Genomic DNA, 25502 nt, shown 5'->3' with positions numbered 1-25502 from the left:
ATGATATAGAAAATAGAATGGGATGTAGTGGTTAACAAATAAAGAAATTTATGTATTCCTCCTATTAGGATAGGTTTATTTTTTGCTATAATTATACCAACTATAAATAGAAAGAATGAAAGAAGGGATACCTTGAACGAATACCTTACATCCTTAGATAGACCTATTGAAGCAGTCCGCTATGCAGGGCTTACTGTTAAGTTGCTTTCTACAGGTGATGGAACAGAAGTAATTCATCATACTTTACAAGAAGGTTCAAGATGGTCTATGCAGCCCCAAGAAGGTTGGACAGCCTCTGAGAGTATTTTCATCACTAGTGGGTCATTGAAGGTAACGGTAGATGAGGAGACAAAAGTGCTATCGACTGGTGACGTGGTGTCTGCTTCTCCTATAAAACAAGGTCTTGTATTTCTAGCTTTAGAAGAGACAGAATTTATTTATATATCTTCTCAACCTGTTTTTCAGTTTTTCTCTGAAATCGTAAGGAAAAATCAAGAATTAGCGATCGAAGTAGCGCTTAAAGATGGGTATACGGCGGAGCATTGTAAACGGATAATGCAAATGTCAATGCTTATTGGAGAGAGGATGGAGCTTTCCCCGGGCGATATGTGTACCCTTAATTATGCCTCTTATTTGCATGATGTTGGTAAAATTATGATTCCTAAGTCCATCCTCTTAAAAGAAGGGCCCTTATCGGAAGAAGAATGGGAAGAAATGAAACGGCACTGTACATATGGAAAAGAATTATTGGAAGCGACAGATAGCCCCTATATGAGGGCTTCTGGTACAATCGTGGAACAGCATCACGAACGTTTTGATGGCAAAGGATACCCCAATGGTTTACAAAGAGATGAGATTTCTCCACTGGCGTATATAGTTAGCGTAGTAGATGCCTTTGATGCTATGACAACCGATCGTCCATACCGTAAAGCGATGTCGGTGGAAAATGCTATTGAAGAATTAAATGAAAATGCAGGGACAATGTTTCATCCAGAAGTTGTAAAAATATTTATTGATTTAATTCCAGAATGGAGTAAAATGAAACAAGGGGTGTAAAAAGATGAAAAAAATGGTATATTTCTTAGCGATGACTGCTTTAGCAGCTGGATTGGTAATCGAACCACAGAGTGTTCCGATTCCATTCTTTAATTAATCGAACGAGCTCTTTATTCAAATGGATAAAGAGCTTTTTCATGTCCGTGTATAGCCATATGAGCGGTTTAATAACTAATCTATAATCGAAGCCCCCTCTAAGGACGTGCTACTATGACCCTATTAAAAACATATATAATCGCTTCCATTGGAAGTTTACTATTTTATTTCTTTCAACTGCCTCTTCCCTGGGTGCTCGGTGCAGTTTTTGCGCTTTTACTTTATAAAGTGACTGTTGCCGCATCTTTAGATTCTTCACCGATATTAAAGCAAGTAAGTTTTGCTTTACTAGGAATCCAGCTTGGGTCAGCCTTTACGAAGGGGACATTTACGGAGATTGGTCCGTACTTGTTCCCTTATTTGTTGTTTTCTATTTTGCTCATCTCAATCAGTCTTTTAAACGGATATTTGGTTTCGAAGTGGAGTAATGTGCAAAAGGATACATCGATGCTTGCGACTATACCAGGTGGATTATCTGCATCCATTGCACTAAGTGATGCTCTAGAAAGCAATACCGTTTTGGTCACCATTTTTCATACGATTCGCCTAATGGCTGTCCTTTTTATTATTCCCTTTATAGCAACTCATTTCCTCTCTGGAGGGGATTCGAGTGGTTCGTTCTCATTACCTGATGCTAGTGAAGGGGCATGGTACACATTAATCATTTATATCGCTTGTTTCTTCCTCGCTCGAAAATTAAATAATAAAATTCCGGCAGCCTTAGTTATTGTGCCTATGATCCTAGTAGGAACCCTTCAATCAATTGGAATGCCGATGTACATTCTTCCATCCTTCCTTTTCGTATTAGCTCAAGTAACGCTCGGGGTCGACCTTGGTCATAAAGTATCAGTTAAGGATATAAGAAAAGCGGGGAAGTATTGTCTTATTTACTTCGGGTTATCCTTATGGCTTATTCTCTTATCGTTTGGTTTTGGTTACCTCTTCAGTAAATGGATGGGGGTAAGTTTTGCGACAGGCGTATTGAGTGTGGCTCCAGGAGGGTTATTGGAGATGGCATTAACCGCTCAGAGTGTAGGTGGGGACCCGGCTATTGTAAGCTCCCTTCAACTGGTTCGACTTCTAATTGTTGTTATGATCGTGCCGATAGGGTTGAAATGGTTTCTTGAGAAGAGGTCCTATAGTTGAAGACGGGTGAATAATCCCTATATTTTAGTAAATTAACCTGAAGTTTGAAATTCAGGATTTATTTTCAATAGATTTAATATTTCGAATTTATGGTTAGGTCTTGTTCCTTTCTGTTAGAGCTCTCATTATAAAAAGAGGGGGTCTATGAAATTTCCTAACAAAGATAAAAAAGGTAATTTCATAGATAAATATTGGAAAGGGAGTACAGAATGAACTACAAAAAGATTATGACATCAACAGCACTGGGCGTTACCTTGTTATTAAACCCTATCATGAATGTTGCAGCAGAAACGGGAACGGTAGATGTGAATACGACCTTAAACGTACGAGAGACCCCAACTGACGGAACAATTATTGGATCCTTACAAGATAACAGCGAGGTTCAAATACTTGAACGGCAGGAAGGTTGGGCAAAGGTTCAGTTTGGAGATTTAATCGGATGGTCAAGCTTAAATTTTATCGAAGAAACTGAGGACCTTGGGAAAGTAAGTTTTAATAAAGTCTTTAATATCTATGAGAGTCCAGACACATCAACTAAAATTGGCGCAGCGAAGCCTACTAGTATGGACGTCCTTGAACAAAGGGGCGATTGGTACAGAGTACATACTTACCTCGGTAACACCTGGGTTAAGAAAGAAACGACCCAGTACATTGGTGAAGTATCATTTTCAGAAAACTTCAACATTTATGAGTCACCTGATAAAAGTACAAAAATAGGTGTAGCCAAACCTGTTACAATGGACGTTTTGGAGCAAAGAGGCGATTGGTATAAAGTAAACACGTATTTAGGTCCTTCGTGGGTTTATAAGGGTCAAAGCGAACAAGATTTTGAAACGATCAGAAATGGAACGGTTGTAGCAGATTATCTTAACGTAAGGTCTGAGCCCACACTTCGTGGCTCCTTGAAAGATCAAATTACGGAAGGGACGACTGTGTCCATTCTTCAAACAGAAGGTGTATGGTACTATATCGGGTACGGAAGCTCAAAAGGTTGGGTTCATTCCGATTACATTTCAAATGAAAGTACGCAGGGCATGATTACAGCCGATGTACTAAACATTCGGAGTGCACCGGGTGAATCTGTGAAAGATCAGATTCCTTATGGTACTAAAGTGATGATAACGAAATACAGCGGTGAATGGGCTTATGTTTCCTATGAAGGAAGTGAAGGTTGGGCTCATACCGACTACATACAAGAAACTTCTAATGGTCAATTGTTAGAAGGAAAACGAATTATTCTAGATCCTGGTCATGGAGGGTATGACAACGGAGCTCTAGCAATCGATGATAAGACCCAGGAAGAGGATATTAATCTTGAGTATTCGAAAGAATTACAACAAGAACTTGAATCAATGGGTGCTACCGTCATCTTAACCCGGGATTCAGATGTATATGTAGAACTAGATGACCGTGCAGCGATGTCAGAAGAACATAATGCCGATATCTTTCTGTCCATTCATGCGAATACGATTGCAGACGCTTCTGTAAGTGGGTCAGAGTTGTTTTACAATACAACTCCTTGTGACATCCAAGAGGATTGGTGTGATGAAGGGGAACAAAATGACTACCCGGAAAAAAGCAAAGACTTAGCGACCTCTATTTGGTCAGAAATTAAAGGAGTATTCGGGGAGAGCCCTCGTGGAATCGATGGATCAAATCATTACCGGGTAAACCGAAAGAATACAGTTCCTTCTGTATTAATTGAAATAGGTTTCCTGTCTAATTGGTCTGATCTATCAAATATTAAAGATGAGGCTCATAAAGAAAAGTTTGTAAAGAATCTGGTTAACGGGATCGTGAACTATTTCTAGTAAACTTTAATACGAAATAAATCAGAGCGTTCAGAATCTATAATTCTGAATGCTCTTTTATGTAATGATTGGGTTCTCTGTGATAGGAAGCTTTATGTCGGAGTAGTTTATAGTTGTGTTTTCTGAACTTTCTTCATTTTGATATAAACCCTTAACATGGCATAAATGTAAAAAGCAATTAGAGAAAAGAAGATCCATTTTATAATTGAGACGAACGTATAACCAGGTTGAGCTTGAAGAGATGTAACGCTACCTATGATTAAGAGAAATAACGGAAGCAATAAAGTTAGCAACTGTTTGTATTTAGCCCCTTCTGAGGCCTGGTCTGTGTAAATAACAGAGGTATCTTGACCATCTGATAGTGGTTTTCGAAAATAGTGCCAACCGTGGAAGCGGGTGACATGCTCCCATCCTGCATCTTCAAATAAAGATTTATAATCTTCTAAATCTCGGTCTGAACTCCCTTTATAATCTAGCCTATAGACTTCTTCGATTGAAGAAGATGGTTCAAAAGAATATATACCTAACCTATAAGAAGACAATCTCCATCCATCTTGAGCCATCTCGCTTAACCAATTTTCTTCTTGATCATCTTTCCATGCTGGAAATAGTTTAAATACTTGCTTGCTCATCAGAATCCCCCCTGGTTTCTTAAGATTTTCGTAGTTTATGAACTTTTCTTCTAAAACCAAGATAAGGCATTCCTGTAAAAACGAGCACAATCATAGATACGTAGCCTAAAACAATGCCAACTTCACCGAATATATCGGCCATCCAATTTAAATCACTTAATGGGTATAGCATAAAGAGAGCGATCGTGATGAGCAATGTAGGTAAAGCTGCCCTTCCCATGACTCTTTTCTCTGCTTCGTATTTCTCAATGGTTGATGGTTTGTCCGTATAGATAGGGGTTGTCCCTTCAGGAGCGCTAAATAAATGAATGTAATTAACGGCTGTTGAAACATGAGTCCATCCAGCTTCTTCAAAGTAGGCAAAGTATTCATCATCTGCATCTTTTCGATAATCAACAGCATACTGAAGCGATTTTGACTCGCCGCGCTTACACACATAACCAAATGGAGCTAACTTCTTAGCAATCCAACCTTCTTCAGAAAGAGAAGATAGTTTTTTCATGTCTTCTTCTTCGGAAAAGGCAAGGCCGCCGCTTGCAATATATTTTGTTTTCCTCATTTATTGTTCTCCTTCCTCATTCAGAACCAATCTCGCATGTGCGAGAATATTCTCTCGGCGTTCCATATCTTTCTTTAATAAATGGATTCCTCGCTCTGTCGCGATATACGTTTTACGCTTTCCTGTACCTTCACCTTGTTGTTCAATGAATCCGCCAGAAAGCAATTTCTTAATCGTGGTATACAAAGATGCAGGACCAATAGATACTTTTCCATTCGTGAGTTCTTCAATCCTCTGCATGATTAAATAGCCATGCCTCGCTTCTGTAAGAGAAAGTAATATATAGAAAGAGGTATCTGTCAGTTCACCAGCTTCAAGGGTATCGCTTCTTGCCATAAAAATACTCCCTTACGTTAATTTTATATCATTTAATGATATATCGATAAATGAAATATATCGTTTATTTTTAGGAAAGTCAATCTTTTAAAGGTATATTTTAGAAAAAATAAAGGGTAAATGTCTTAGTTGTAGTTAGGAAGAATAGTAGCCAAGTCGCAGTAAAAGATAAATAATTATACAAGAGGCAATTAAACTACCACCCATAGATGCGGCAACTTTAGATTTCTTCTTCGTTTCAAACCAAACGAAGACACCAATCAAAAAGGTTAAAATGGTGCAAATAAAAAAAGAAGCTTTAGGAGTCGTGGGCGTAATCCAATCGTACCAGCTTAAAAAATCCATCTCATCAACCCTTTACTAATTTGTTTCATAATAACACAAAATTCCAATATATAGGTCGGATGTTCCGGTTATTACATGCCGTGCTAGGTCTTAAAGGGTGAATCCTTATGAACGCCTTAAATTAGATGTCATTCGTTTCGATATTAAAGAAAATTCGAAAACGACAAGGAGACGACCATCTATGAAGAGTAAGCTGTTCGTGTTAGTTATGGCTAGTGTGTTTATGGGAGTATGGATCGGAGGTACGGTTTTTGGTGAAGGGGCCGTAGTGACAGAAGATGAAGTTATGTGTGAAAGCTGTTGGTCCTTCTCTTATATCGATCAAGGATCGGAAGTATTTATTAATGGTAAAGAGGAAGGAAAGTTTTTGCCTGTGTCGACACTTCTAGCACGAGATGCTGCAGGGAAGATGTATAACTATTACAACCTATCGGATGTAACCGAATCAGCCACACAAATTGAAACAGAGGCGACCGTTAGCCGTCCAGTTAGTGAGGTCATCTCCATTCTTGGTAAACAAGGTGATGAGGTAGAGACAACATTAAAAGGAAATAATCAACGATTATTAGCTCTATTAAGAACCCATTTAGAACGCAATGGGTTCACAGCTAACGTAGTGGTAGATTCTGAAATGGGACAAGAAGTATCAATTACCTATACAAAGGGGCAAGCACGGGGATTTTTTACAGAGGCTGACTTAACCTCTTTATCTTCAGTTACGGCGCATGATGCTTCAGATCAGTTTCAGATCTACGGGAAAGCTATCCAAGATGCCTTGAACGAATATACTACACGTAAAAGTGTATGGCTTTGGGATAGTAAGGCGATCTCTGAGCGAGCGGATGAAACGATTCAATTTCTATCAAGTCACCATATAAATCATGTGTATCTTCACTACAATCCTTTAGTGGAAGATTACTATCCTTACTTTATTTCTTCTTTGAGTCAAAAAGGGATTACAGTCCATGCGTTAATGGGAGCACCTCACTGGGGTTTAGAAGAGAATATACCTGAAGGGAAACATAGGATGGACCGCGTGATGGCCTATAATGCAGAAGTTGCAGAGGGGGAAAGGTTTAAAGGGATTCACTTCGATATTGAACCTCATGTTCTAGATGAATGGGATACGAACCGCGAGGGCGTTATCACTCAGTGGTCAAAGGCATCCGAAACCTATGTTCAATACGCAAAGGACAACGGTTTTATTGTCGGAAGCGATTTGCCATTCTGGACGGATGGCCCTAGTGTAGCACCTTATGACCCAGAGTTTTATCAAGATATGATCGATCGCCAGGATTACGTAACAGTTATGGCTTACCGGAATACAGCTCTTGGTTCGAATAGTATAACCTCGTTATCACAAAATGAAGTGCTATATGCCAATTCTGCTAAAGTAGAGGTCGGGATCGAATTACAACCTCATTATTTAGATTATGTCAGTTTTGACGATAAGAGTTATGAAGAAATGGAATATGAGCTAGCGGAAGTAAGACGATACTTTAAGGAATTAGATGCCGATGGATTTATGGGGACAATCTATCATAGTTACACCCAATGGAAAGGGCTAGAAGCGAGGTGAATAGACAGATAAAAGCGTATAACCTATCCTGTTGCGGTCATGGAAAAACTTTGAAATAATAAAAGGGTAGGAGTGGTCGGTATGGATTACTTATTCTATTCATCAAGCTTATTTACACTACTCTTTGCCCTCTTAATCGGTATTGTAGTTTATAAGGTCATGATCAAAAAAGAACGCCCTAGTAACTACTATACTCCCTTTGATCACATTGCAGGACAATCGATTGACGAGTTTCATGAAGAACGTCAAGAGGATGAACAGGAAGAGGAAGAAGATGAGGGAGACGATAAAGATCGTTAAGGTACAAGAAAGAAGATAGCAACGAGGAAGAACTTTTCCGTTTGGGAAGGTTCTTTTTTTAAACATAGATTTTTAGGATAACTAGATAAAGCAGGGGAGTGTCGTAACGAAAGATGGAAGTGTCCGAACGAGCTAGGAGAATGTCAGGACGAAGGGCGAAAGTATCAGAACGAGCTTGGAGAGTGTCGGAACGAAGGATGGAAGCGTCCGAATGAGCCTGAATGGTGCCAGAACGCCGCTGTGAAGTGTCGAGATAAGCCGGGAGAGTGACAAGACTACTATCAAGAGTGTCCGTATAAACCATAAAATGTCAGAATCCCTGAACCCTTGCAGCAAAATATCTCAGGAAGTTTAAACATGTTCTAGCTAACCCCTTATATTTTGAATTATATCCATAGTTTTGAAACAATTGATAAGAGCAGTTATGCCCTGCTCATTAAAAAGGAACCCAATACTGGATTCCCTCTACATAAAGTAAGCCCTGAGCAAGGAAGCCAGGTCTGTGTATCGTTCATATTTTTCTAAATGGTGAGCCATTCCTGTAATGATGACTTTTCTTGGAGATGGAGATTTTAATTCTTGTATTAAAACATCAATGGTTTCTTTGATGGCTGGTTCAGGGTCACTTAAAGCGATCAGTTCTAATTGCTCCAAAAGATCGTCTAAGTTATGCATATTATAGGTGGAAGGTGTCAATTGTTGAATGACGTTTTCTGTAATGACTGGTGGGTCATTTTTATTCGCATACCCTTCTATTAGTGAATCAACTCTATTGGTAATCGATTGAGCTAATAAGTAATAATCAAATTCCACATTGTCGACAATGATTAAATCCATATAGCTTTTTAAAAGGCCTTGTACCATGACGCTTGCTTCCCATACATAAGGTTCAATTCCCTGGCCATAAATGCCGAGTAAATGATTTCTATAAAAAAGGATAGAATGATAGCGCATTCGTCGGATGAAATGTTCAATCGTCTCATTAAAGGGAATGGCTTGTTCTCTGACTTGCATAATGATGAAATCCCGATGTGTAGCGATTTCTTCTATTGTTACCTTAAGTTGATCTGTAAACTTTTCTTTAGGATCCAAAGGCTTTGATGATACTTCATTTATACGGGTTTGCATGCGACGCCAATAATATTCAAATAGTTCATGGAGAAGCTCATCCTTGGAATTGAAATGGAGATAGAAAGCTCCTTTAGAGATCTGACTTGCTTTAACTATTTCCTGGACAGAGGTTGAGCTAAAGCCCTTTTGGGCAAATAAAGTGATGGCGTTCTCGATAATGTTTACTTTCTTTTGATCCATTTGAAAGCCTCCTTTCTGAAGAAAGCTATATTTATTTCTTGACCGCTGACTGACTGGTCATGTATATTGTATATCGTACTGACTAACTAGTCAACGGACGTGTTCGAAGTAAGGAAAGGGGATATAAACATTGAAGAAAATTATTAATTTCTCGATGAACAATAAGTTTGCTGTATGGTTGATGACCATTATTTTGACCGTAGCAGGCTTGTATTCGGGATTAAACATGAAATTAGAAACGATACCAGATATTGATCCTCCCATTATTACGGTGACAACCGTTTATCCAGGAGCCACTCCTGCGGAGGTAGCTGATGAGATAACAGAACCTATTGAACAGCAGGTGCAGAATTTAAGTGGAGTGAAGACCGTTAGCTCAAGTTCATTCCAGAATGCATCAAACTTACAATTAGAATATAGCTACAGTAAAGACTTAGATGAGGCTGAAGATGAACTCCAAGAAGCGGTGAGTTCAGTAGCACTACCTGATGCCGCACAAGAATCAGATGTCTCACGTATTAATTTCAATGCATTTCCAGTAATAAGCATGAGTGTTTTAAATGGGGATGGTAGTTTAGAAGAACTTACCACCACAGTTGAAGATCAAATTGTTCCTGAGCTTGAAGGGCTAGAAGGTGTGGCTTCTGTTCAAGTATCCGGTCAACAAGTGAAAGAAGTTCAAATGAGTTTCAATGAAGAAGCGCTCGCCGAGCGTGGAATGGATAAGGAAACCGTTCAGAATCTAATCAAAGGGTCAAACGTAACGTTCCCATTAGGTTTATACAACTTCGATGATACTCAGAAATCAGTAGTGATGGACGGAAACATTGCAACGCTTGAAGATCTAAAGCAATTACAAATCCCAATGATTCCATCCCAATCCCAAGGTGCACCATCTCAAGCCGCACAACAAGCACCAGGAAGCCAGCAACCTCAGGGAACTGCGCAAGGGCAAGCACAAGGGAACGCCCAAACTCAAGGGAGTGCCCAAGCTCAAGCTCAGGGAATTCCGACAGTTGAGTTGCAAGAAATTGCGGATTTAGAGATTGTAGGGCAAGCTGAATCGATCTCTCGCACAAATGGAGAAGATTCCATATCGATTCAAATCGTAAAATCTCAAGAAGCAAACACAGTTGATGTTGTAAATGCAGTAAAAGACCGAGCAGCTGATTTTGAAGAAGATCTTGATGGCGTAGAATTTGTGTACTCCTTTGATCAGGGAGAACCTATCGAGGAATCAGTAAGTACAATGTTGAATAAAGCGCTATTTGGTGGATTATTTGCGATTATCGTGATTCTGTTGTTCTTACGTAACTTTAGAACAACGCTCATTTCAGTCGTATCCATTCCATTATCTCTATTAATCGCTATTTTGATCCTAAATCAAATGGGTATTACATTAAACATTATGACACTCGGAGCTATGACCGTAGCCATAGGACGTGTCGTGGATGACTCCATTGTTGTAGTGGAGAATATATACAGACGAATGTCCTTGCAAGATGAGAAGCTTGAAGGAAAAGAATTGGTTCGTGCTGCCACACAAGAGATGTTTATGCCGATTCTATCTTCTACTATTGTAACTATTGCAGTATTCCTTCCGCTTGGCTTAGTGCAAGGAGTGGTTGGTCAAGTATTCTTACCATTTGCCCTAACGGTTGTATTTGCATTATTGGCCTCTCTTGTAGTAGCGATTACGATCGTACCAATGATGTCTCATTCGTTACTCAATAAGAAACAAGCGATGAAGAGTCATCATGAAGGTCCTGGTAAACTAGCCAACGCATACCGTTCTGTATTGGATAGCGTTCTAAATCATAAGATTATCACATCGATCGTGGCAATCGGGATTTTAGTTGGAAGTATTGCTCTTGTCCCTCTTGTAGGAACGAGTTTCTTGCCATCTGAAGGTGAGAAAATGGTCATGCCAACATACAGCCCAGCACCAGGGCAAACGATTGAAGATGTAGAAGAAATCGCTCAAGACGCACATGAATATTTTGACGGTCGTGAAGGGGTTAAGACGATCCAATATTCAGTAGGTGGCGAAAATCCGATGAATCCTGGAGCAAGTAACCAGGCGGCATTCTTTGTTGAATATGACGAAGATACGGAGAACTTCGACGAAGAGAAGCAAAAGGTTATTGATGACTTGAAAGCCATGACAGAAAAAGGTGAATGGGCAAGTCAGGACTTCTCTGCCACTGGATCAAGCAATGAGATTCAGGTTCAGGTCTTTGGAGAGACCATGGATGACATTAAACCATATGTAGATGAAGTGAAGACGATCTTGAACGATCAAGAAGATTTACGTGATGCTGATTCCAGTCTTTCTGAGTCTTATGAAGAGTACACGCTCGTTGCCAACCAGAAGAAGTTAAGTCAGCTAGGTTTAACAGCAGGTCAGATCGGTATGGAGCTAAGTCCGAACCGTGAACGCCCGAAAGTTACAACGATTCAAGAAGACGGAGAAGAGCTTCAAGTGTACCTTGAGGTGAAGAAAGACCAATATAATAATATTGATGAATTAACGGATAAAGAAATTCAGACTCCACTTGGTCAATCCGTTCCATTGAGTGAACTTGTTGAGGTGAAAGAAGGTACTACAGAAGATACCATTACGCGTCAGAATAGCAAGGTATATGCAAGTGTAAGTGCCAAATCCACGACAGACGATATCGGTACAGTATCTGCCGATGTTCAAAAAGAACTGGATGAAATCGATCACCCTGCTTCCATTGATCTGAAGATTGGCGGAGTAACAGAAGATATTAATGAATCATTTAGTCAGCTTGGTATTGCTATGCTAGCAGCTATTGCAATCGTTTATGTGGTTCTTGTCATCTTCTTTGGCGGAGCTTTAGCACCATTCGCCATTCTATTCTCCTTACCATTTACGATCATCGGTGCCGTACTTGGATTATTAGTAAGTGGAGAAACGCTTAGTATTTCTGCTATGATTGGTGCGCTTATGTTAATCGGTATTGTTGTTACAAACGGTATTGTATTAATTGACCGCGTGATTCAGCGTGAGAAAGAAGGAATTTCTACGCGTGAAGCTTTATTAGATGCTGGTGCAACACGACTTCGTCCAATTCTAATGACAGCCCTGGCTACAATTGGTGCACTATTGCCATTAGCACTAGGCTTTGAAGGTGGTTCTATCATTAGTAAAGGACTTGGTATTACGGTTATCGGAGGATTAGCAAGCTCCACGCTTCTAACACTTCTAATCGTACCAGTTGTTTATGAAATGCTTAGTAAAATCGGACGTAAGAAAAAGAAAGCGTAATTCACACTCCATGAACACAGAGGTGTGTTAAAAGAAAAACAAACAAAACCGCTTGGATCATAAGTGATCCAAGCGGTTTTATTATAGTTTTGTTTAAAGGTTTCTTAATCCATTTTCTGCTTTACGGCTCTTGAGCTGAATCTTAGTGGAAAGCAGACGCTATTGATCTGCCGTCCCTAAAGTCATGCCCCCGTCGACCACAATTTCTGCCCCTGTGCAGTAAGAGCTCTCATCAGAAATGAGAAAAGCTACCGTTTTGGCGATTTCGTTTGGTTGTCCGATTCTACCGAGTGGCACTGAATTATAAAAGCTTGGGATTCCTTGTCCTTCTGTTGCCATCTCCGTTTCTATACCTCCCGGATGCACCATATTGACTCGGATTCCTTTTGGACCTAGTTCAATTGCAGCTGATTTCGACATGGCTACAACAGCCGCCTTTGTTGCAGCATAGGCAGAGGATTTTTGAATGGGGGCAAAAGCGGATATGGATACATTATTAACGATGGATCCTTTTTGTTGCTTTTCCATTTGTGGAATAACCGCTTGCATTCCGAGGAATACACCTAACTGATTCACTTCAATCATTTGTTGGTAATCTTTCATGCTCATTTCTATAAAAGGCTTTCGGACCAGGACCCCTGCGTTGTTGACAAGGCCGTCTATTCGGCCAAACTTTTCAACAACAATTCCAATAGCAGAGGCCCACTGTTCTTCTGAGGCAACATCTAATTGGACTGGATAAGCTAAAGGACCAATTTCTGTTGCTGTTCGCTCTGCTTCTTCAAGTTTTCTGGCAGCCACAATTGTAGTAGCTCCGCAAGAAGTAAGATGTTCGGCAATCGCTTTTCCCTGACCTCTGTTGGCTCCTGTAACGATGATAACTTGTTTTTTTAAATCTGGCATAATGGTGTTCTCCTTTATCTGGGCATTGGTCGTCATTATAGATGCTCTAGGACAATTTGTACAACTAAGTTGCACCTTTTGCTTCAATCTATACATGGAGGTTGACGTATACTTAGAAAGGGTACATATCATAATCCGGATCGTTTGTAGAAGGATGGCCCCGTTATCTCAGAATAGGTAATGAAGGCGAATGGGCATGCTATTAGTTACAGATCTAACAAGTAAAGGAGATCCATTATGAAGGTACATATAGAAGTTATATATAAAACGTCAAAAGGAGCAGAGGCCGTATTTACTTCAGAATCTCTTCAAGGCGCTCATGCGCTCTTAATCGCAGAGGACTTTGAACGGACCGGTCGTGTGAAATCCATTAAGTTTGTGGATATGTACGAGCAGGAATGGGGCCTGAAGAAATTAAAAGAATATATGAAGGAATACGAAACAGAACCGCATAATATTACGGTTTATTTCGACGGTGGCTTTGATCTTGGAACGAAGATGGCAGGTCTTGGATGTGTGGTTTATTATGAACAGAATGGAAAGTCTTATCGTTTAAGAAAGAATGCGAAAGTAGAAGAATTAGAGTCCAACAACGAAGCGGAATATGCTGCTCTCCATTTAGCTCTACAAGAAGTGGAAGCGCTTGGTGTTCACCATATGCCTATTACGATAATAGGAGACTCACGCGTGGTGATCCATCAACTTCTTGATGAATGGCCTTGTTATGAAGAGTCCTTATCAAGCTGGGCTGATCGAATTGAAGAGAAGTTGAAAAGCTTGAATATACAACCGGAATATAAAGCGGTCTCTCGTAAGAAAAATCAAGAACCTGACCGACTGGCCACACAAGCATTAAAAGGCGTGGAAGTCTCCAGTACAATTGAAACATAACTTTAGACAGGGAGGATTCAGTGCTCGGGACGAATCCTCCCTGTCTTTTGTGCTTTAAAGCACTGATTGGTGTCTGACACCCTTTCCTGCATTAGCGAAGGAAAGGGGGATTTTTAAGATTTTGGGACATATGTCCTTTTGGTAGCGAGCGTTGTTGTATTTTAATAAGAGGAGTGAATGACAACGTTTGGAGGTTATGAAAGTGCAAGGAATTTTATTCTCGTTAATCGCTGGGCTTTTTATTACGATTCAAGGGGTGTTTAACGCTCGCCTTGGAGAAACAATTGGAGTTTGGCATACAACGGTTATTGTACATACAGTAGGTTTACTGCTCTCTGGCACGATCTTCTTGTTTGTGAAAGATGGTCATGTGAAACAAATTAGAGATGTGCAACCCATGTATTTATTAGGGGGAGCATTTGGGGTTTTAATTGTCTTTGGAGAGCTAATGGGGATCTCTTTACTTGGAGCAAGCTTTGCTGTTTCTCTTTTGTTAGTCTCTCAGCTAATGTTTGCTTTTTTAATTGATTCAAAAGGGTTGTTCGGAATGCAGAAAATCCACTTTAGCGGTAACCGTATAGCTGGAATTGCTATTATGGTTCTGGGTATTATTATCTTTAAATTATAGAGAGGTGTAAGGATGAAACAAGTAATCGATCGTTTTAAAATTCGGGCTTTGCTAGATCAACATGAATTGCAACATACTTTTCCGGAATCCTTACAAGAACGCATTCGCTTATATCAGTTTGAAAAGGGAGAAAGGATTTGTACCGAAGGGGAAGAGCTTACCCAGATGTACTTTCTTGTAAAAGGAAAGTTGAAGATTTTTACCGTTTCCGCTGAAGGGAATTCTCGGTTGCTAAGGTTTAAGAATCCTTTAGATATTGTTGGCGATGTAGAATACCTTAAGAGAAATCGTGTGTTTAACACAGTCGAAGCGGTTACAGATGGCTCCGTGCTAGGGATTTCTTATGATGATATTACTCGACTGGCTTATGATTACCCGCCATTCCTTCAATTCCTTCTTCATGAAGTAACACACAAGTTCTATACGGAATCTAATGCTTCGACTCTGAACCATTTAAATTCCGTTGAAACGCGTTTAGCTAGTTATTTTCTCTCGACTGCTACAACCGAAAAGAGTACGTTATTCTATCAGGAAATGAAGACCACCAATTTAAAGGATATCGCTGACCTTATCGGAACGAGCTACAGGCATTTAAACCGTGTCATTAAAGACTTGTGTGAGCAAGGAATTCTTGAAAAGACAGGGAAGCGTATTTACATAAAAGACCATGACTTGCTGCGGGAGCGAGCTCACGGAAACATCTACGAATAGCAGGAGGAGAAGGCATATGCAAGGCATCATTCTTTCCGTCATTGCCGGCGTATTTATTAGTTTACAAACAGTATTCAATTCAAGAGTCAGTGAGAGGTTCGGTTTATGGGCTACAACGACCTTAGTGTTTGTTGTAGGACTTGTAGTCGCGATCCCTGTCTTTCTACTAGTGGGAGAAGGTTCACTCTTTCACCTTGAAAAGGTTAATCTCCTTTATATGACAGGCGGACTCTTCGGAGTGGGCATCGTATATAGCATAATGAGGGGAATACGAGCCCTTGGTCCCGCCTATGCGGTTTCCATTGTCCTCGTGGCACAACTATTATTGGCGCTCATTATTGATACCTTTGGCCTCTTCGGAAGTGAGGTCATTCCATTTAGTATCTCGAAATTAGTGGGGTTATGTGTAATGGTAGTAGGTATTGTTGTTTTCAAGATGAAATGATTAAATTGTTTTAACCTTAAGCCTGTCCTTATTGGAGCGGGCTTTTTTATATAATGATGTAGAATGATGCACATTTATTGAAACTTTTGGAAAGGATGGGGCGTCTATTTAGAGAAAGAGACTGGAATGATACGTGTTTTCTTATAAAATTATAGAAATACATAGGAATTATCAAGGAAAGCATGGTAAAATGTGTAAATAAATGGAGTGAGAATGGAGAGGGTTATATGAAAAAAATAGGAGCTATAGCTGTTCTTACATTAGTCATCCTTTTTGTCATATTTGTCCTGGAACCTAAGCGAGATCCTATTAATACAACAGAGAAAGTGTTTCATGAGACATCCGAATCGAATTCAGAGGGGAAGGACTTTTTGAAAACCTTTGATGAATCCACCGAAGAAGGGGTAACGTCTTATAGACTTGAAGCCCATGATGGTGAGAAGCAGGTTACATATGGAGGGGTGGCAACAGGTGTCACCATTAAACCTAAAATGACATTCCAAATCAAAGAAAAAGGGGATGAGTGGGAAGCTGTTCCACTTCAGTTTAGTGTCGAAGCTGGAGAGGGGGTACGGGTCCTTGAAGAAGAATGGGAGAAAGAACTAACTGGTACTTATTCCTATACGAAATCAATTAGCGTCAAAGGGGATAAGCCATTAAGAAGAGCCCTACCTGTTGGTCAGGCCAAAAAATTAGCGGAAGAGACAACGGTCACATTTCAATTTCCTTCTGAAAACTACAATACTCTTCAGGAGTTGTTAGACGAAAAGGATGATTCAAAGATGTTTGAGGCGATCTATAATCCTAATTTTACTTTTGACCAAGTCATTACATTTACACTAGTTGATCCAGATCATGTGTTCGTTAAGGTAGAAAGTTAAATTCATCAAAGGCATAAAATTTATAAATACCAGGGTATATTTTAAGGAGGCTATCTATGAATCCGGCTGTTATTTTCGATATGGATGGTACGCTTTTTCAAACAGATCTTATACTTGAACCTGCTTTAGAGGAAACGTTTAATCAATTGAGAGAAGAAAATCTTTGGGATTCTGAAACACCACTAGAAAGCTATCGATCTATTATGGGGGTCTCACTTCCTGAAGTATGGAGAACGTTGTTGCCTAACCATACTGAAGAGGAACGTGAAGCTGCTAATGAGTCATTCCAAAAATATCTAGTTGAAGTCATCCATAGAAACAAAGGGGCATTATACCCACATACCAAAGATGTCCTGCAAGCCCTTACGGAGCAATCCTTTTCTGTGTTTATTGCAAGTAATGGAGAAGAGAAGTACTTACATACAATCGTTCAACATTTTGGACTAGAGAAATTTATTGAGGATATTTATAGTATTCAATCTATAAATGGAGGAAACAAAGGGGACCTTATTCGTAAGCTCATGATAGACCATAACATTTCCCGGGGAATGGTAGTAGGGGATCGTAGGTCTGACATCAAAGCTGCCAAATCCAATGGCCTCACTGCAGTAGGTTGTAAGTTTGATTTCTCGCAGGAAGGGGAGTTGGATGGAGCGGATCTGGTGATAGAAGATTTGAGTCGTGTGACGGACGTGGCGTCCTCTCATCTTTTGCACGTGAAAAAAGTTTGAAGTCGCATGTAATTATACATCATCCTTGCGTGACGTCCTTCTTGAGTATAGGGGTTCTGTAACGCAGATAACCGTCTCATGAACTGTTGATCACATTCGCAAGGGGCACCGCCGCGATCATAACAATCGTCATGAGCCTTACAAGCCGCATCAACAGCATTTACGGGGGCACCAGGCCCTTTGCATCCTGGACCGCAGTATTTATAACCAGGGAATAAACAAAACTTTATTGGCATTGTTGTGCCCTCCTCCAATATAAAGATCCGGGAACCCCCAAGAGAATGGAGGTTCCCGGTGCTTTTAATTAGTAGCCGTAGCCACCGCTGAATGCTCCTGCTCCAACAATGATAAGCAAGATAAATAGAACAACGATTAGCGCGAAACCTCCGCCATATCCTCCGCCGTATCCTCCAGACATAACTTCAACTCCCTTCTGTATCAAGCTATTCTTTATGTGTAACGTTGTACTGGACGACGCCAAACAATGGTACGTAAAGAAAAGGTAAACCTGACCTATACAAAAGGTCAGGTGTAGGATATTAGTAAACGAAAGAAGCTCCAACGATGATAAGCAGAATAAACAATACAACGATTAATACGAAGCTGCTACCGTATCCACCGCCGTAGCCACCACCATAACCACAACCGTATGACATACAAACATCTCCTTTCCTTACTAAATGTTGTATAATCCACTTCGTGGACCTTACACTATCTCATCATATGGAATTAGGGAAAAGGTGTGTAGGTGCATCCCTATTCCTGTGAAAATAATCTGTATTTGGGTGTTTGCCTAGCCCTCTACCAAAGGAATGCTCCTGCTAATGCAATACCTGTAATGGCACCTAGTGCAAATGGAACACCGAATCCTCCGTAACCAAATCCGTAATATCCCCAACCTAATCCTCTTGGACCGCCGACAGGTCGAATCCATACATGGCTTCTTGATACGCGTGTGACTTCCCCAACGTGAACACGTCCTCTGGATTCCAAGCGCACGACTCTTCCTTTATAACGGCAACAACGGTTATACATGTTATGAGACATACATATCCTCCTTCCTTTCCTGATATACATATCAGTATGTAGTCATAACTTATGCAAAAGCGTTTTGGTTGGACTAGACGGATCTACTAGATATGACAGAATAGGTGAATAACCAGAGAGGGAAGAGGGGGACTTTTATGGGAATTGTGAGAACAGATGAATGGGTAGAAGAGCTTTTAAGAGATTATGAGGAGAAGCGATCTCAAGATTTATATGAGGGACAGTTAAACAAGATCGGGGTGCCGGTCAGTCACCACTTCCCGTCTTCAAGTCCTGAAGAGGTTACGTACCATTTACAGCAGCATGGTTTATTTCAGCCTGGAGAATGGCGGAAGATGAAACGATTGGTAGGTGACATGAAAGACCGGGGAATATGGGAGACGATTGAGCATGAATTTGTACAGTTAAAAGATCAATGGAAGGGACCAGACATACCGGTTTATATATTTCCTATCACGCGTGGTTATGAAAAAAGGCAAGTTAAAAATAAGAATGGATTAGCGATAAAAGGAGCTGTTTTTCTTTTCCTTACTGCCTCGCATAAACAACAGGAGCTGCGGGCTATATTGGCACATGAATACCACCATGTCTGTAGAATGACCGCACAGGGTCTAAGCGAAGAAACCTTGCGCTTGGAGGATCTGTTAGTCTTAGAGGGGACCGCAGAACAAGCTGTAAAGAGGATCTATGGAAAGGAATGGCTCGCTCCTTGGACTTCAGTGTATAAGGAAAAAGAATGCAAGTCTTATTGGGGAAAGTACATTCTTCCATTATTAGAATCGACAGACCATGAACAGAACATGAAACTAATGTATGGAAAGAAACATGGTCGCCCCCCCAAATGGGTAGGGTATAATGCGGCTTATCACCTAGTGAATGCATATTGCAGGACTAAAGGTTTGCATGATCTTAGCGATCTATTTCAAGTTTCTGCTGAAGAAGTCATCAAAGAGTCCTCATTTGTTAAAAGCCAATTGTAAAAACTCTCCTCCTATCAAGGGGGAGAGTTTTTTTGAATAATAAAAGTTATCCTAAATGACATCTAAAAGTTCGAAATCCAAGGTGTTTCTTGCTGATTTCAACAAGCTCAGCGTGTTGGTCCCATAAATCATATAGAGATTCAGGGATGTTAGGGCTTAAATTCATATCGGATAGAGCACTTTCATTTAAATTAGACGGAATGTTTAAACATTCAATATTTGTGAATCCTGCTCGATTTAATTCTTCTTTCCACTCGGACTCTAAATAAATAGCTTGGATGTGATAGAGATTCATAATTTGTTTTTTCAAAGAGTCAGGAATGGGGTGTTCTGCAGTCATCTCAAGAAATAAAACGGTGCCTTTTGGGGTAAGGACACGTCTTATTTCTTCAAGAGTTCTAGGCATATCTGTAAAAGCAATGGTGGATTCTGTGAAGATAAAGTCGAAGCTATGGTCAGGAAAAGGCAAGTCTTCAGCATCGCCTTCTAAAAATGTAACATCTGCTTGTCGCTCATTAGCTTTTTGGATCATGATTGGATGCTGATCAATCCCCGTTACTTCACATCCAAATGTATCTCGGATATATTCTGAGGATTGCCCTGTTCCACAACCAAGGTCTAAAACATGGAGGTCACTAGTTAACTTCTCTCCGTTAAAGATCTGTTTACTCAGCTCAAATCCACCTGGATGAGCCCCGCCTATGCCGAAGTACGCTAATAAATCTAGATAATGGTTCGTCATCACTATTCTCCTGTTTAATCATATTTCTATTAAACTATGTGAATTGGATGGCTTCGTGAAAATAAAAAAGCAACCAGTCTGATGAACAGGCTGGTTGCTTTTATTTACAAATTAATGTGACCAAACTTCCCGTTAATGCCTTCCCCTTCTGATAAGGAAAGGGTTCCGTTGCCGAGCTTCCATTCATAGGAAGGATTACCCGCTAAGTCTTGTGAATGTTCGGGCTCCCCGAGCTGATAGAATAAGGTCCATTGATGAAGGGCAGCTTCTAAATCCTGGACTCCCACATGAATGGTTTCAAACGGTATTGAGTTTAAGTCCTGTGGATCAGTTGGTCCGTTCTGTTTCTCTCCCCACTCAATGATAAAAGGAAGGGGGAAAGCGCTCTCGGCTTTAGGAAATAACATGCGCCAGCTAAGCTCTTGACCATCCGGGGTCGTACGACTTCCCTTGAAAGGCCCTTCGTAATTCAGGTTTTCTGCTTCCCAATGTTCGATGAGCTCGTCCATTTGGGAAGTCCTCAGTGCAAACGTAAAGGGTCCTTCGATTTCTTGGTCATGGGTCTCTAAAGCTTGTTGAATGAGTGGATTATCAGACTGTGAGGCTTTCTCGTAATCTGTAATCCCAATCCATTCTATGTAGGCACCATTTTCAAAGAATGCTAAGTGGTTATAGGTTCCCCATTCCTTATGCTCGCCCCCCTTTTGCCCGCGTATTCCGTGTTTACCTTTCATATCTTGCTGAGATTTTTCAGGAGATTTCGCCAGTACAACTAAATGATCAAAATCCATGTCCACGCCTCCTCTAAAAAGTTATAACTTATGTACCCTGAGGAGAGGGTTCACAAACAGAAGGGGCGGTTGTGGATCAGCATTAAAAAGGGTTCGTTGCCCATTGAAGGGATTGTTTAATAAAGATGCGCGGATGCAGTTTTAGCTGCGCCGTCATATACTCTGCAATGTCTTCTGGCTGCATATACTTCTCTCTATCCTGTTTTTCATCAAAATTGTCACCAAAAGCTAGTTCTGTAGCCACAAGGCTAGGGTTTAGGGTGAAGACTCGAACATTGTGACGACGAACTTCTTGCATAAGGGCTTCTGTCATCCCTTGAATTGCAAATTTCGATGCACTATAAGAAGTAGAGCCAGCAGTTCCTTTCAATCCATTACTTGAGGAAATGTTTACAATATCCCCTTGATTCTCATCAATCATATGAGGGAGGACAGCTCTTGTAACATGATAGGTTCCATACACATTAACCTCAAAAGTACGCTTCCACTCTTCAGGCTCTAATTCAAGGAACGAACCATATAATCCAATTCCAGCGTTGTTTACTAAAATATTGGCTGGACCAACTTCTTGCTTTAACTGCTCTACAGCTCTTTCTACTTCTTCAAGATTGGCAATATCGGCTACCGCATAAGATGCTTTTACGCCATAAGAAATAACTTCATCTCTGACCGTTTTAAGTTTACTCTCTGTTCTTGCAATAAGTCCTACGTGAATGCCTTCTTTAGCAAACTGAATCGCTGTCGCACGTCCAATGCCACTACCAGCTCCAGTAATATAAGCCACTTTTCCTTTAACTTCTTGTGCCAATGTTATCATCCTTTCTTTATCAATAGTGTAAGCGCAACCTAGAACAATCTCAAAAGAATTGCTTTCTATTCGAGATGTTTCAATAGTGGATTTAGCGGTAATACATGTTACGTAAGCACAAGCAGACAACTTTTTACAAATTAAATTATAAATAAAGGAGACCTCGAATATGCGTAAGAACTTAAAACATTACATTAATGGAGAATGGATTGAATCAACTGGTAATGAAACATACAATGTGATCAACCCGGCAACGGAAGAGCCGATGGGCCAAATTAGTTTGGGTACCAAAGAAGATTTAGATAAAGCGGTAAAAGCAGCCCGTGACGCTTTCCCTAGTTTCTCTCAAACGTCCAAAGAAGAACGCGTAGAAATGCTTGAGAACATCGCTGAAGCCTATGCCAGACGTAAAGATGAATTCATTGAAGTGATGACAGATGAACTAGGAGCACCTCTTAAAATTTCAGAAAAAGTTCATTATAGCATGGGCTATAATCATTTTGCTCAGGCCGCTGAATCTCTTAAATCCATAGAATTTATGGAAGACCGCGGCGATCATACTCTTGTGAAGGAATCTGTTGGGGTTAGTGGTCTTATCACACCATGGAACTTCCCGACAAACCAAGCTTCAACGAAAATTGCTAGTGCCTTCGCAGCAGGTAGTCCTGTTGTCTTAAAGCCATCTGAAATGACGCCATTTGCGGCTATTATGTTAGCAGAGATCTTTGATGAAGTAGGCGTGCCTAAAGGCGTATTTAACTTAGTCAATGGTACAGGTGAAACAATTGGGGATGGCATTAGTTCTCATCCTGACATCGACTTTGTATCCTTCACTGGTTCTGCAGGTGTAGGTGCCAAAGTTATGCAAAATGCGTCTGAAACAATTAAGAATGTGGCTCTAGAGCTAGGCGGGAAGTCTCCGTTAATCGTTCTTGAAGATGCCGATATGAAAGACGCAGCACGTAATGCAGTAAGTAATATCGCAACCAATACAGGGCAAGTTTGCTCAGCAGCTACAAGAATGATTGTTCCAGCTTCTAAGAAAGAGGAATTCGAACAAGCAGTTCTTGACGTACTACCTGAATTTCCAGTAGGTCATCCTCGTGAAGGAAATTATATTGGACCACTTGTATCGAAAAAGCAATGGGATACGGTTCAATCTTATATTGAAAAAGGTATCGAAGAAGGAGCTAATGTGATTGCCGGTGGTACAGGTCTTCCGGATGGTTTAGATAAAGGGTATTACGCTAAGCCAACCATTTTCACTGACGTTTCCAATGACATGGTTATTGCTCAGGAAGAAATCTTCGGACCAGTCATGAGTATTATTACGTATGATAATATTGACCATGCGATTGAAATTGGAAATGATGTTGTATACGGCCTAGCTGGCTATGTATACGGTAAAGATCCTGAAACTCTTAAAAAGGTAGCAACATCTATCCGAGCTGGACGTATCAAGGTGAATGATGCTGCTCACGACTTTGCAGCACCATTTGGTGGGTATAAGCAATCTGGTATTGGTCGTGAGTGGGGTGACTTTGGTATCGAAGAGTACCTTGAGAAGAAAGCCATCCTAGGATATCCATCATAAACTAGATCGTAAATATTGCGAGCCGCCCTTTTAAAAGGGTGGCTCTTTTCACGTTTATTGCTAAGAACAAGCCCTTATTTGAATGAGTAATAGGGGTTAGGAAAAAAATAACTTGAAATCTTTTAAATAAATGCTTGTAGAAAGGGTTTTCAACTGGTATAGTAAGAGTTAATTATTCTTGTTCGTTTACGAGTGAAAGAAAAAAGTAACTGATCAGTCGCTTTCGTCTGGAACGAATATGCAGAGCAATAATAGTAATACAATGTGGACTTGATCCACGCAGGAGGTAACAATTATGTTACAAGGTACAGTTAAATGGTTCAACGCTGAAAAAGGTTTCGGTTTTATCGAAGTAGAAGGTCAAGACGATGTATTCGTTCATTTCTCTGCTATTCAAGACGAAGGTTTCAAAACGTTAGAAGAAAACCAAACAGTTTCATTTGAAATTGTTGAAGGTAACCGTGGCCCACAAGCTGCTAACGTTCAAAAGTAATAACTGCGATAAGCGATAAAAAAGACTGCCGGAAACGGCAGTCTTTTTTTATATGAGTGTATAGAGGATATAGGCGACGATCAGTGCGATGGTAAGAACTCCCGTCCCTTTCCAACCCAATTTGTTTACCAAGTGACCTAAACTAAAGAGGTCTTCATTTGAATAGCTCTCTTTCCTTTCAGCCGTCATATCGTAATTACTCCCATTTGTTAATCGTTTTCGTCTTTCTTTAGCTGTTTCCTTTTTATCCCCCATAATAACTCCTTATTAAGTGTTAATCTGATTTAATGGTCATCCTATCATACTATTTAGGATAATTGTATCGTTTGAGAAATTGATTATGATGGGGAAGTGGTTTTTCCTTATTTATCAATAAAATGGAAAAATAAAAATTAAATGGTAAAATAAGGTTAAGGCTAATCATTTTCGGTAATAGGATAGTAGTGAGCTTCTATGGATGCTCGCTTTCTTTCCACATACTATATAGGATTGCGATATAGTGAGAAACGAACTGGTAAAGGCGTGGACATTATGAAGGATAAGTGGCTGATGCAGTTAAGGAAAGGAAGCTATGAACTAGCGATTTTGCTTTTATTAAAGGAGCGGCCGATGTATGGATACGAGATTACGAATAGGTTGAAAGAAACGGACGAATTAAGTATAGGAGGTGGAGCCATCTACCCTGTACTTAAGCGCATGCAAGACCAGGAGCTTATTTGTTATTACTGGGAAGATTCAGAACAGGGACCAGCCAAGAAATACTATTACCTTTCAAAGAAAGGGGGGGAGACAGCGAAAGAACGGATGGAGGTCTATGAGAAAATGTTTGAAGCCTTAAGGTCATTCGATCAACCGACAAAGGAGTGAGTAGAGTGGTGGAGGAGGTCTATGAAGAATATACAAACGAGATTGAGAGACATATGAGCAAAATACCCTCTTTATCTTCTGATTGGGAAGAATTCAAAAGTCATGTGTACGGTTTTGTTGTGGATGTCGCTTCTGAAACCAATACAAAAGCTGCTCTATTAAGTGCGGTGAAAAAAGAATTTGGGACTCCTGAAGAAGTAGCGAAACAGTGGAAAGACCTTGAACTAGTTTCCGCATATAGAAGAAACTCAGATCAGGTTACAAGGTATCTTCCATTAGTCACTAGTCTCTCTTGTATAGCCTTAGCGATGTTCACACCTTTTCACTACGCACCTATTGGACTATTGTTTCTGTTTATATCTTTGTACGCTGTCTTAACAAAGCACCCCTTTTTGTTTTCTTACTATAAGAAGAGACCTTCTAAGGTTTATAAAAAGGGCCCTTTTTGGGTATATACAAGCTTTTGTGTGAGCTTAGGTTTAGCCTTCTTCTACATGGAATGGTGGCTACCATAAAGAGAGGAGGAA

General features: G+C 40.3%; 31 protein-coding genes. 17 read left to right on the top strand and 14 right to left on the bottom strand.

The window, feature by feature from the left end; genetic code table 11:
• Positions 1–132 precede the first annotated feature (132 nt).
• The 3 genes from LQ226_RS06715 (at position 133) to LQ226_RS06705 (ending at position 4109) form a co-directional block, all read left to right on the top strand.
• A complete protein-coding gene (locus LQ226_RS06715; RefSeq protein WP_231417078.1) occupies positions 133–1056 on the top strand; it encodes an HD domain-containing phosphohydrolase in 924 nt (307 codons plus the stop codon).
• 210 nt (positions 1057–1266) lie between these two features.
• On the top strand, positions 1267–2298 hold the full coding sequence (locus LQ226_RS06710) for an AbrB family transcriptional regulator (protein WP_231417077.1): 1032 nt from the start codon (positions 1267–1269) through the stop codon (positions 2296–2298).
• Between the two features lie 227 nt (positions 2299–2525).
• On the top strand, positions 2526–4109 hold the full coding sequence (locus tag LQ226_RS06705) for an N-acetylmuramoyl-L-alanine amidase family protein (RefSeq protein WP_231417076.1): 1584 nt from the start codon (positions 2526–2528) through the stop codon (positions 4107–4109).
• Between the two features lie 107 nt (positions 4110–4216).
• Here LQ226_RS06705 and LQ226_RS06700 read toward each other — a convergent pair whose 3' ends face one another.
• The 4 genes from LQ226_RS06700 to LQ226_RS06685 form a co-directional block, all read right to left on the bottom strand.
• Positions 4217–4741 carry a DUF2812 domain-containing protein gene (locus tag LQ226_RS06700; RefSeq protein WP_231417075.1) on the bottom strand — a complete coding sequence of 175 codons (525 nt, stop codon included), beginning with the start codon at positions 4739–4741 and terminating at the stop codon, positions 4217–4219.
• A gap of 19 nt (positions 4742–4760) precedes the next feature.
• The gene (locus tag LQ226_RS06695) at positions 4761–5300 is read right to left on the bottom strand and encodes a DUF2812 domain-containing protein (RefSeq protein WP_231417074.1); all 540 of its coding nucleotides are present in this window, start codon (positions 5298–5300) and stop codon (positions 4761–4763) included.
• On the bottom strand, positions 5301–5636 hold the full coding sequence (locus LQ226_RS06690) for a PadR family transcriptional regulator (RefSeq protein ID WP_231417073.1): 336 nt from the start codon (positions 5634–5636) through the stop codon (positions 5301–5303).
• 135 nt (positions 5637–5771) lie between these two features.
• Complete coding sequence (locus tag LQ226_RS06685; protein WP_231417072.1) at positions 5772–5981, bottom strand: hypothetical protein; 210 nt, start codon at positions 5979–5981, stop codon at positions 5772–5774.
• Between the two features lie 181 nt (positions 5982–6162).
• Here LQ226_RS06685 and LQ226_RS06680 point away from each other — a divergent pair, with 181 nt between their 5' ends.
• Both LQ226_RS06680 and LQ226_RS06675 read left to right on the top strand, forming a co-directional pair.
• Positions 6163–7560 (top strand): poly-gamma-glutamate hydrolase family protein, encoded by a 1398-nt coding sequence (locus LQ226_RS06680; protein WP_231417071.1) that lies wholly within the window; start codon positions 6163–6165, stop codon positions 7558–7560.
• 81 nt (positions 7561–7641) lie between these two features.
• Positions 7642–7860, top strand: coding sequence for a DUF3951 domain-containing protein (locus tag LQ226_RS06675; RefSeq protein WP_231417070.1), 219 nt, complete (start codon positions 7642–7644; stop codon positions 7858–7860).
• Between the two features lie 465 nt (positions 7861–8325).
• Here LQ226_RS06675 and LQ226_RS06670 read toward each other — a convergent pair whose 3' ends face one another.
• Positions 8326–9171, bottom strand: a complete 846-nt coding sequence (locus LQ226_RS06670) for a TetR/AcrR family transcriptional regulator (RefSeq protein ID WP_231417069.1) — start codon at positions 9169–9171, stop codon at positions 8326–8328.
• 130 nt (positions 9172–9301) lie between these two features.
• Here LQ226_RS06670 and LQ226_RS06665 point away from each other — a divergent pair, with 130 nt between their 5' ends.
• Positions 9302–12463 (top strand): efflux RND transporter permease subunit, encoded by a 3162-nt coding sequence (locus LQ226_RS06665; protein ID WP_231417068.1) that lies wholly within the window; start codon positions 9302–9304, stop codon positions 12461–12463.
• Between the two features lie 159 nt (positions 12464–12622).
• Here the strand turns inward: LQ226_RS06665 and LQ226_RS06660 are convergent, their stop codons facing one another.
• Complete coding sequence (locus LQ226_RS06660) at positions 12623–13366, bottom strand: SDR family NAD(P)-dependent oxidoreductase (protein WP_231417067.1); 744 nt, start codon at positions 13364–13366, stop codon at positions 12623–12625.
• 237 nt (positions 13367–13603) lie between these two features.
• On the opposite strand from LQ226_RS06660, the gene LQ226_RS06655 reads away from it, so the two are divergent.
• The 6 genes from LQ226_RS06655 to LQ226_RS06630 all read left to right on the top strand — a co-directional run bounded on the left by LQ226_RS06655 (position 13604) and on the right by LQ226_RS06630 (position 17653).
• Positions 13604–14257 (top strand): reverse transcriptase-like protein, encoded by a 654-nt coding sequence (locus LQ226_RS06655; protein WP_231417066.1) that lies wholly within the window; start codon positions 13604–13606, stop codon positions 14255–14257.
• Between the two features lie 196 nt (positions 14258–14453).
• Complete coding sequence (locus tag LQ226_RS06650; protein ID WP_231417065.1) at positions 14454–14885, top strand: DMT family transporter; 432 nt, start codon at positions 14454–14456, stop codon at positions 14883–14885.
• A gap of 12 nt (positions 14886–14897) precedes the next feature.
• Positions 14898–15596, top strand: coding sequence for a Crp/Fnr family transcriptional regulator (locus LQ226_RS06645; protein ID WP_231417064.1), 699 nt, complete (start codon positions 14898–14900; stop codon positions 15594–15596).
• Between the two features lie 16 nt (positions 15597–15612).
• A complete protein-coding gene (locus LQ226_RS06640; protein ID WP_231417063.1) occupies positions 15613–16041 on the top strand; it encodes a DMT family transporter in 429 nt (142 codons plus the stop codon).
• Between the two features lie 227 nt (positions 16042–16268).
• Positions 16269–16922 (top strand): hypothetical protein, encoded by a 654-nt coding sequence (locus tag LQ226_RS06635; protein ID WP_231417062.1) that lies wholly within the window; start codon positions 16269–16271, stop codon positions 16920–16922.
• 56 nt (positions 16923–16978) lie between these two features.
• A complete protein-coding gene (locus LQ226_RS06630; protein WP_231417061.1) occupies positions 16979–17653 on the top strand; it encodes an HAD hydrolase-like protein in 675 nt (224 codons plus the stop codon).
• On the opposite strand, the gene LQ226_RS06625 is transcribed toward LQ226_RS06630, so the two are convergent.
• From LQ226_RS06625 to LQ226_RS06610, 4 genes are all read right to left on the bottom strand, one after another.
• Complete coding sequence (locus tag LQ226_RS06625) at positions 17626–17889, bottom strand: phospholipase (RefSeq protein ID WP_231417060.1); 264 nt, start codon at positions 17887–17889, stop codon at positions 17626–17628. The genes LQ226_RS06630 and LQ226_RS06625 overlap by 28 nt on opposite strands.
• 68 nt (positions 17890–17957) lie before the next feature.
• Entirely contained in the window at positions 17958–18071 is a 114-nt protein-coding gene (locus LQ226_RS06620) for a YjcZ family sporulation protein (protein ID WP_231417059.1), read from the bottom strand.
• A gap of 121 nt (positions 18072–18192) precedes the next feature.
• Positions 18193–18309, bottom strand: a complete 117-nt coding sequence (locus tag LQ226_RS06615) for a YjcZ family sporulation protein (RefSeq protein ID WP_084599432.1) — start codon at positions 18307–18309, stop codon at positions 18193–18195.
• A gap of 145 nt (positions 18310–18454) precedes the next feature.
• Entirely contained in the window at positions 18455–18700 is a 246-nt protein-coding gene (locus tag LQ226_RS06610; RefSeq protein WP_231417058.1) for a hypothetical protein, read from the bottom strand.
• A 137-nt stretch (positions 18701–18837) separates the two neighbouring features.
• On the opposite strand from LQ226_RS06610, the gene LQ226_RS06605 reads away from it, so the two are divergent.
• A complete protein-coding gene (locus LQ226_RS06605; RefSeq protein WP_231417057.1) occupies positions 18838–19680 on the top strand; it encodes a DUF2268 domain-containing putative Zn-dependent protease in 843 nt (280 codons plus the stop codon).
• A 46-nt stretch (positions 19681–19726) separates the two neighbouring features.
• Here the strand turns inward: LQ226_RS06605 and LQ226_RS06600 are convergent, their stop codons facing one another.
• The 3 genes from LQ226_RS06600 to LQ226_RS06590 all read right to left on the bottom strand — a co-directional run bounded on the left by LQ226_RS06600 (position 19727) and on the right by LQ226_RS06590 (position 22021).
• The gene (locus LQ226_RS06600; RefSeq protein ID WP_231417056.1) at positions 19727–20422 is read right to left on the bottom strand and encodes a class I SAM-dependent methyltransferase; all 696 of its coding nucleotides are present in this window, start codon (positions 20420–20422) and stop codon (positions 19727–19729) included.
• Positions 20423–20526: 104 nt separating this feature from the next.
• Complete coding sequence (locus LQ226_RS06595) at positions 20527–21213, bottom strand: VOC family protein (RefSeq protein WP_231417055.1); 687 nt, start codon at positions 21211–21213, stop codon at positions 20527–20529.
• A gap of 82 nt (positions 21214–21295) precedes the next feature.
• Entirely contained in the window at positions 21296–22021 is a 726-nt protein-coding gene (locus LQ226_RS06590; RefSeq protein WP_231417054.1) for a 3-ketoacyl-ACP reductase, read from the bottom strand.
• Between the two features lie 169 nt (positions 22022–22190).
• On the opposite strand from LQ226_RS06590, the gene LQ226_RS06585 reads away from it, so the two are divergent.
• Both LQ226_RS06585 and LQ226_RS06580 read left to right on the top strand, forming a co-directional pair.
• Complete coding sequence (locus LQ226_RS06585) at positions 22191–23615, top strand: aldehyde dehydrogenase family protein (RefSeq protein WP_231417053.1); 1425 nt, start codon at positions 22191–22193, stop codon at positions 23613–23615.
• A 295-nt stretch (positions 23616–23910) separates the two neighbouring features.
• Positions 23911–24108: a cold-shock protein gene (locus LQ226_RS06580; protein WP_027446191.1), complete on the top strand. Its 198-nt coding sequence runs from the start codon at positions 23911–23913 to the stop codon at positions 24106–24108.
• 48 nt (positions 24109–24156) lie between these two features.
• Here the strand turns inward: LQ226_RS06580 and LQ226_RS06575 are convergent, their stop codons facing one another.
• Positions 24157–24363, bottom strand: a complete 207-nt coding sequence (locus tag LQ226_RS06575; protein WP_231417052.1) for a DUF6366 family protein — start codon at positions 24361–24363, stop codon at positions 24157–24159.
• A gap of 198 nt (positions 24364–24561) precedes the next feature.
• On the opposite strand from LQ226_RS06575, the gene LQ226_RS06570 reads away from it, so the two are divergent.
• Together LQ226_RS06570 and LQ226_RS06565 are read left to right on the top strand one after the other, a co-directional pair.
• Positions 24562–24975 (top strand): PadR family transcriptional regulator, encoded by a 414-nt coding sequence (locus LQ226_RS06570; protein WP_231417051.1) that lies wholly within the window; start codon positions 24562–24564, stop codon positions 24973–24975.
• Between the two features lie 53 nt (positions 24976–25028).
• The gene (locus LQ226_RS06565) at positions 25029–25490 is read left to right on the top strand and encodes a hypothetical protein (RefSeq protein WP_231417050.1); all 462 of its coding nucleotides are present in this window, start codon (positions 25029–25031) and stop codon (positions 25488–25490) included.
• Positions 25491–25502: the final 12 nt, after the last annotated feature.

The sequence above is a fragment of the Pontibacillus sp. HN14 genome (genome assembly GCF_021129245.1).
In the GTDB taxonomy this organism is placed as follows: domain Bacteria; phylum Bacillota; class Bacilli; order Bacillales; family BH030062; genus Pontibacillus.
The sequence above is the reverse complement of the archived record's forward strand: the minus strand, read 5'-3'. Positions and strand labels throughout refer to the sequence as shown.

Coding starts and splice junctions, on each gene's coding strand:
- LQ226_RS06570 (WP_231417051.1), top strand. CDS start 24,562: ATGGATGCTCGCTTTCTTTCCACATACTATATAGGATTGCGATATAGT.
- LQ226_RS06650 (WP_231417065.1), top strand. CDS start 14,454: ATGAAAGTGCAAGGAATTTTATTCTCGTTAATCGCTGGGCTTTTTATT.
- LQ226_RS06610 (WP_231417058.1), bottom strand. CDS start 18,700: ATGTCTCATAACATGTATAACCGTTGTTGCCGTTATAAAGGAAGAGTC.
- LQ226_RS06700 (WP_231417075.1), bottom strand. CDS start 4,741: ATGAGCAAGCAAGTATTTAAACTATTTCCAGCATGGAAAGATGATCAA.
- LQ226_RS06675 (WP_231417070.1), top strand. CDS start 7,642: ATGGATTACTTATTCTATTCATCAAGCTTATTTACACTACTCTTTGCC.
- LQ226_RS06605 (WP_231417057.1), top strand. CDS start 18,838: ATGGGAATTGTGAGAACAGATGAATGGGTAGAAGAGCTTTTAAGAGAT.
- LQ226_RS06630 (WP_231417061.1), top strand. CDS start 16,979: ATGAATCCGGCTGTTATTTTCGATATGGATGGTACGCTTTTTCAAACA.
- LQ226_RS06710 (WP_231417077.1), top strand. CDS start 1,267: ATGACCCTATTAAAAACATATATAATCGCTTCCATTGGAAGTTTACTA.
- LQ226_RS06585 (WP_231417053.1), top strand. CDS start 22,191: ATGCGTAAGAACTTAAAACATTACATTAATGGAGAATGGATTGAATCA.
- LQ226_RS06615 (WP_084599432.1), bottom strand. CDS start 18,309: ATGTCATACGGTTGTGGTTATGGTGGTGGCTACGGCGGTGGATACGGT.
- LQ226_RS06670 (WP_231417069.1), bottom strand. CDS start 9,171: ATGGATCAAAAGAAAGTAAACATTATCGAGAACGCCATCACTTTATTT.
- LQ226_RS06645 (WP_231417064.1), top strand. CDS start 14,898: ATGAAACAAGTAATCGATCGTTTTAAAATTCGGGCTTTGCTAGATCAA.
- LQ226_RS06580 (WP_027446191.1), top strand. CDS start 23,911: ATGTTACAAGGTACAGTTAAATGGTTCAACGCTGAAAAAGGTTTCGGT.
- LQ226_RS06575 (WP_231417052.1), bottom strand. CDS start 24,363: ATGGGGGATAAAAAGGAAACAGCTAAAGAAAGACGAAAACGATTAACA.
- LQ226_RS06565 (WP_231417050.1), top strand. CDS start 25,029: ATGAGCAAAATACCCTCTTTATCTTCTGATTGGGAAGAATTCAAAAGT.
- LQ226_RS06595 (WP_231417055.1), bottom strand. CDS start 21,213: ATGGATTTTGATCATTTAGTTGTACTGGCGAAATCTCCTGAAAAATCT.
- LQ226_RS06655 (WP_231417066.1), top strand. CDS start 13,604: ATGAAGGTACATATAGAAGTTATATATAAAACGTCAAAAGGAGCAGAG.
- LQ226_RS06685 (WP_231417072.1), bottom strand. CDS start 5,981: ATGGATTTTTTAAGCTGGTACGATTGGATTACGCCCACGACTCCTAAA.
- LQ226_RS06600 (WP_231417056.1), bottom strand. CDS start 20,422: ATGACGAACCATTATCTAGATTTATTAGCGTACTTCGGCATAGGCGGG.
- LQ226_RS06635 (WP_231417062.1), top strand. CDS start 16,269: ATGAAAAAAATAGGAGCTATAGCTGTTCTTACATTAGTCATCCTTTTT.
- LQ226_RS06625 (WP_231417060.1), bottom strand. CDS start 17,889: ATGCCAATAAAGTTTTGTTTATTCCCTGGTTATAAATACTGCGGTCCA.
- LQ226_RS06620 (WP_231417059.1), bottom strand. CDS start 18,071: ATGTCTGGAGGATACGGCGGAGGATATGGCGGAGGTTTCGCGCTAATC.
- LQ226_RS06705 (WP_231417076.1), top strand. CDS start 2,526: ATGACATCAACAGCACTGGGCGTTACCTTGTTATTAAACCCTATCATG.
- LQ226_RS06640 (WP_231417063.1), top strand. CDS start 15,613: ATGCAAGGCATCATTCTTTCCGTCATTGCCGGCGTATTTATTAGTTTA.
- LQ226_RS06695 (WP_231417074.1), bottom strand. CDS start 5,300: ATGAGGAAAACAAAATATATTGCAAGCGGCGGCCTTGCCTTTTCCGAA.
- LQ226_RS06680 (WP_231417071.1), top strand. CDS start 6,163: ATGAAGAGTAAGCTGTTCGTGTTAGTTATGGCTAGTGTGTTTATGGGA.
- LQ226_RS06660 (WP_231417067.1), bottom strand. CDS start 13,366: ATGCCAGATTTAAAAAAACAAGTTATCATCGTTACAGGAGCCAACAGA.
- LQ226_RS06690 (WP_231417073.1), bottom strand. CDS start 5,636: ATGGCAAGAAGCGATACCCTTGAAGCTGGTGAACTGACAGATACCTCT.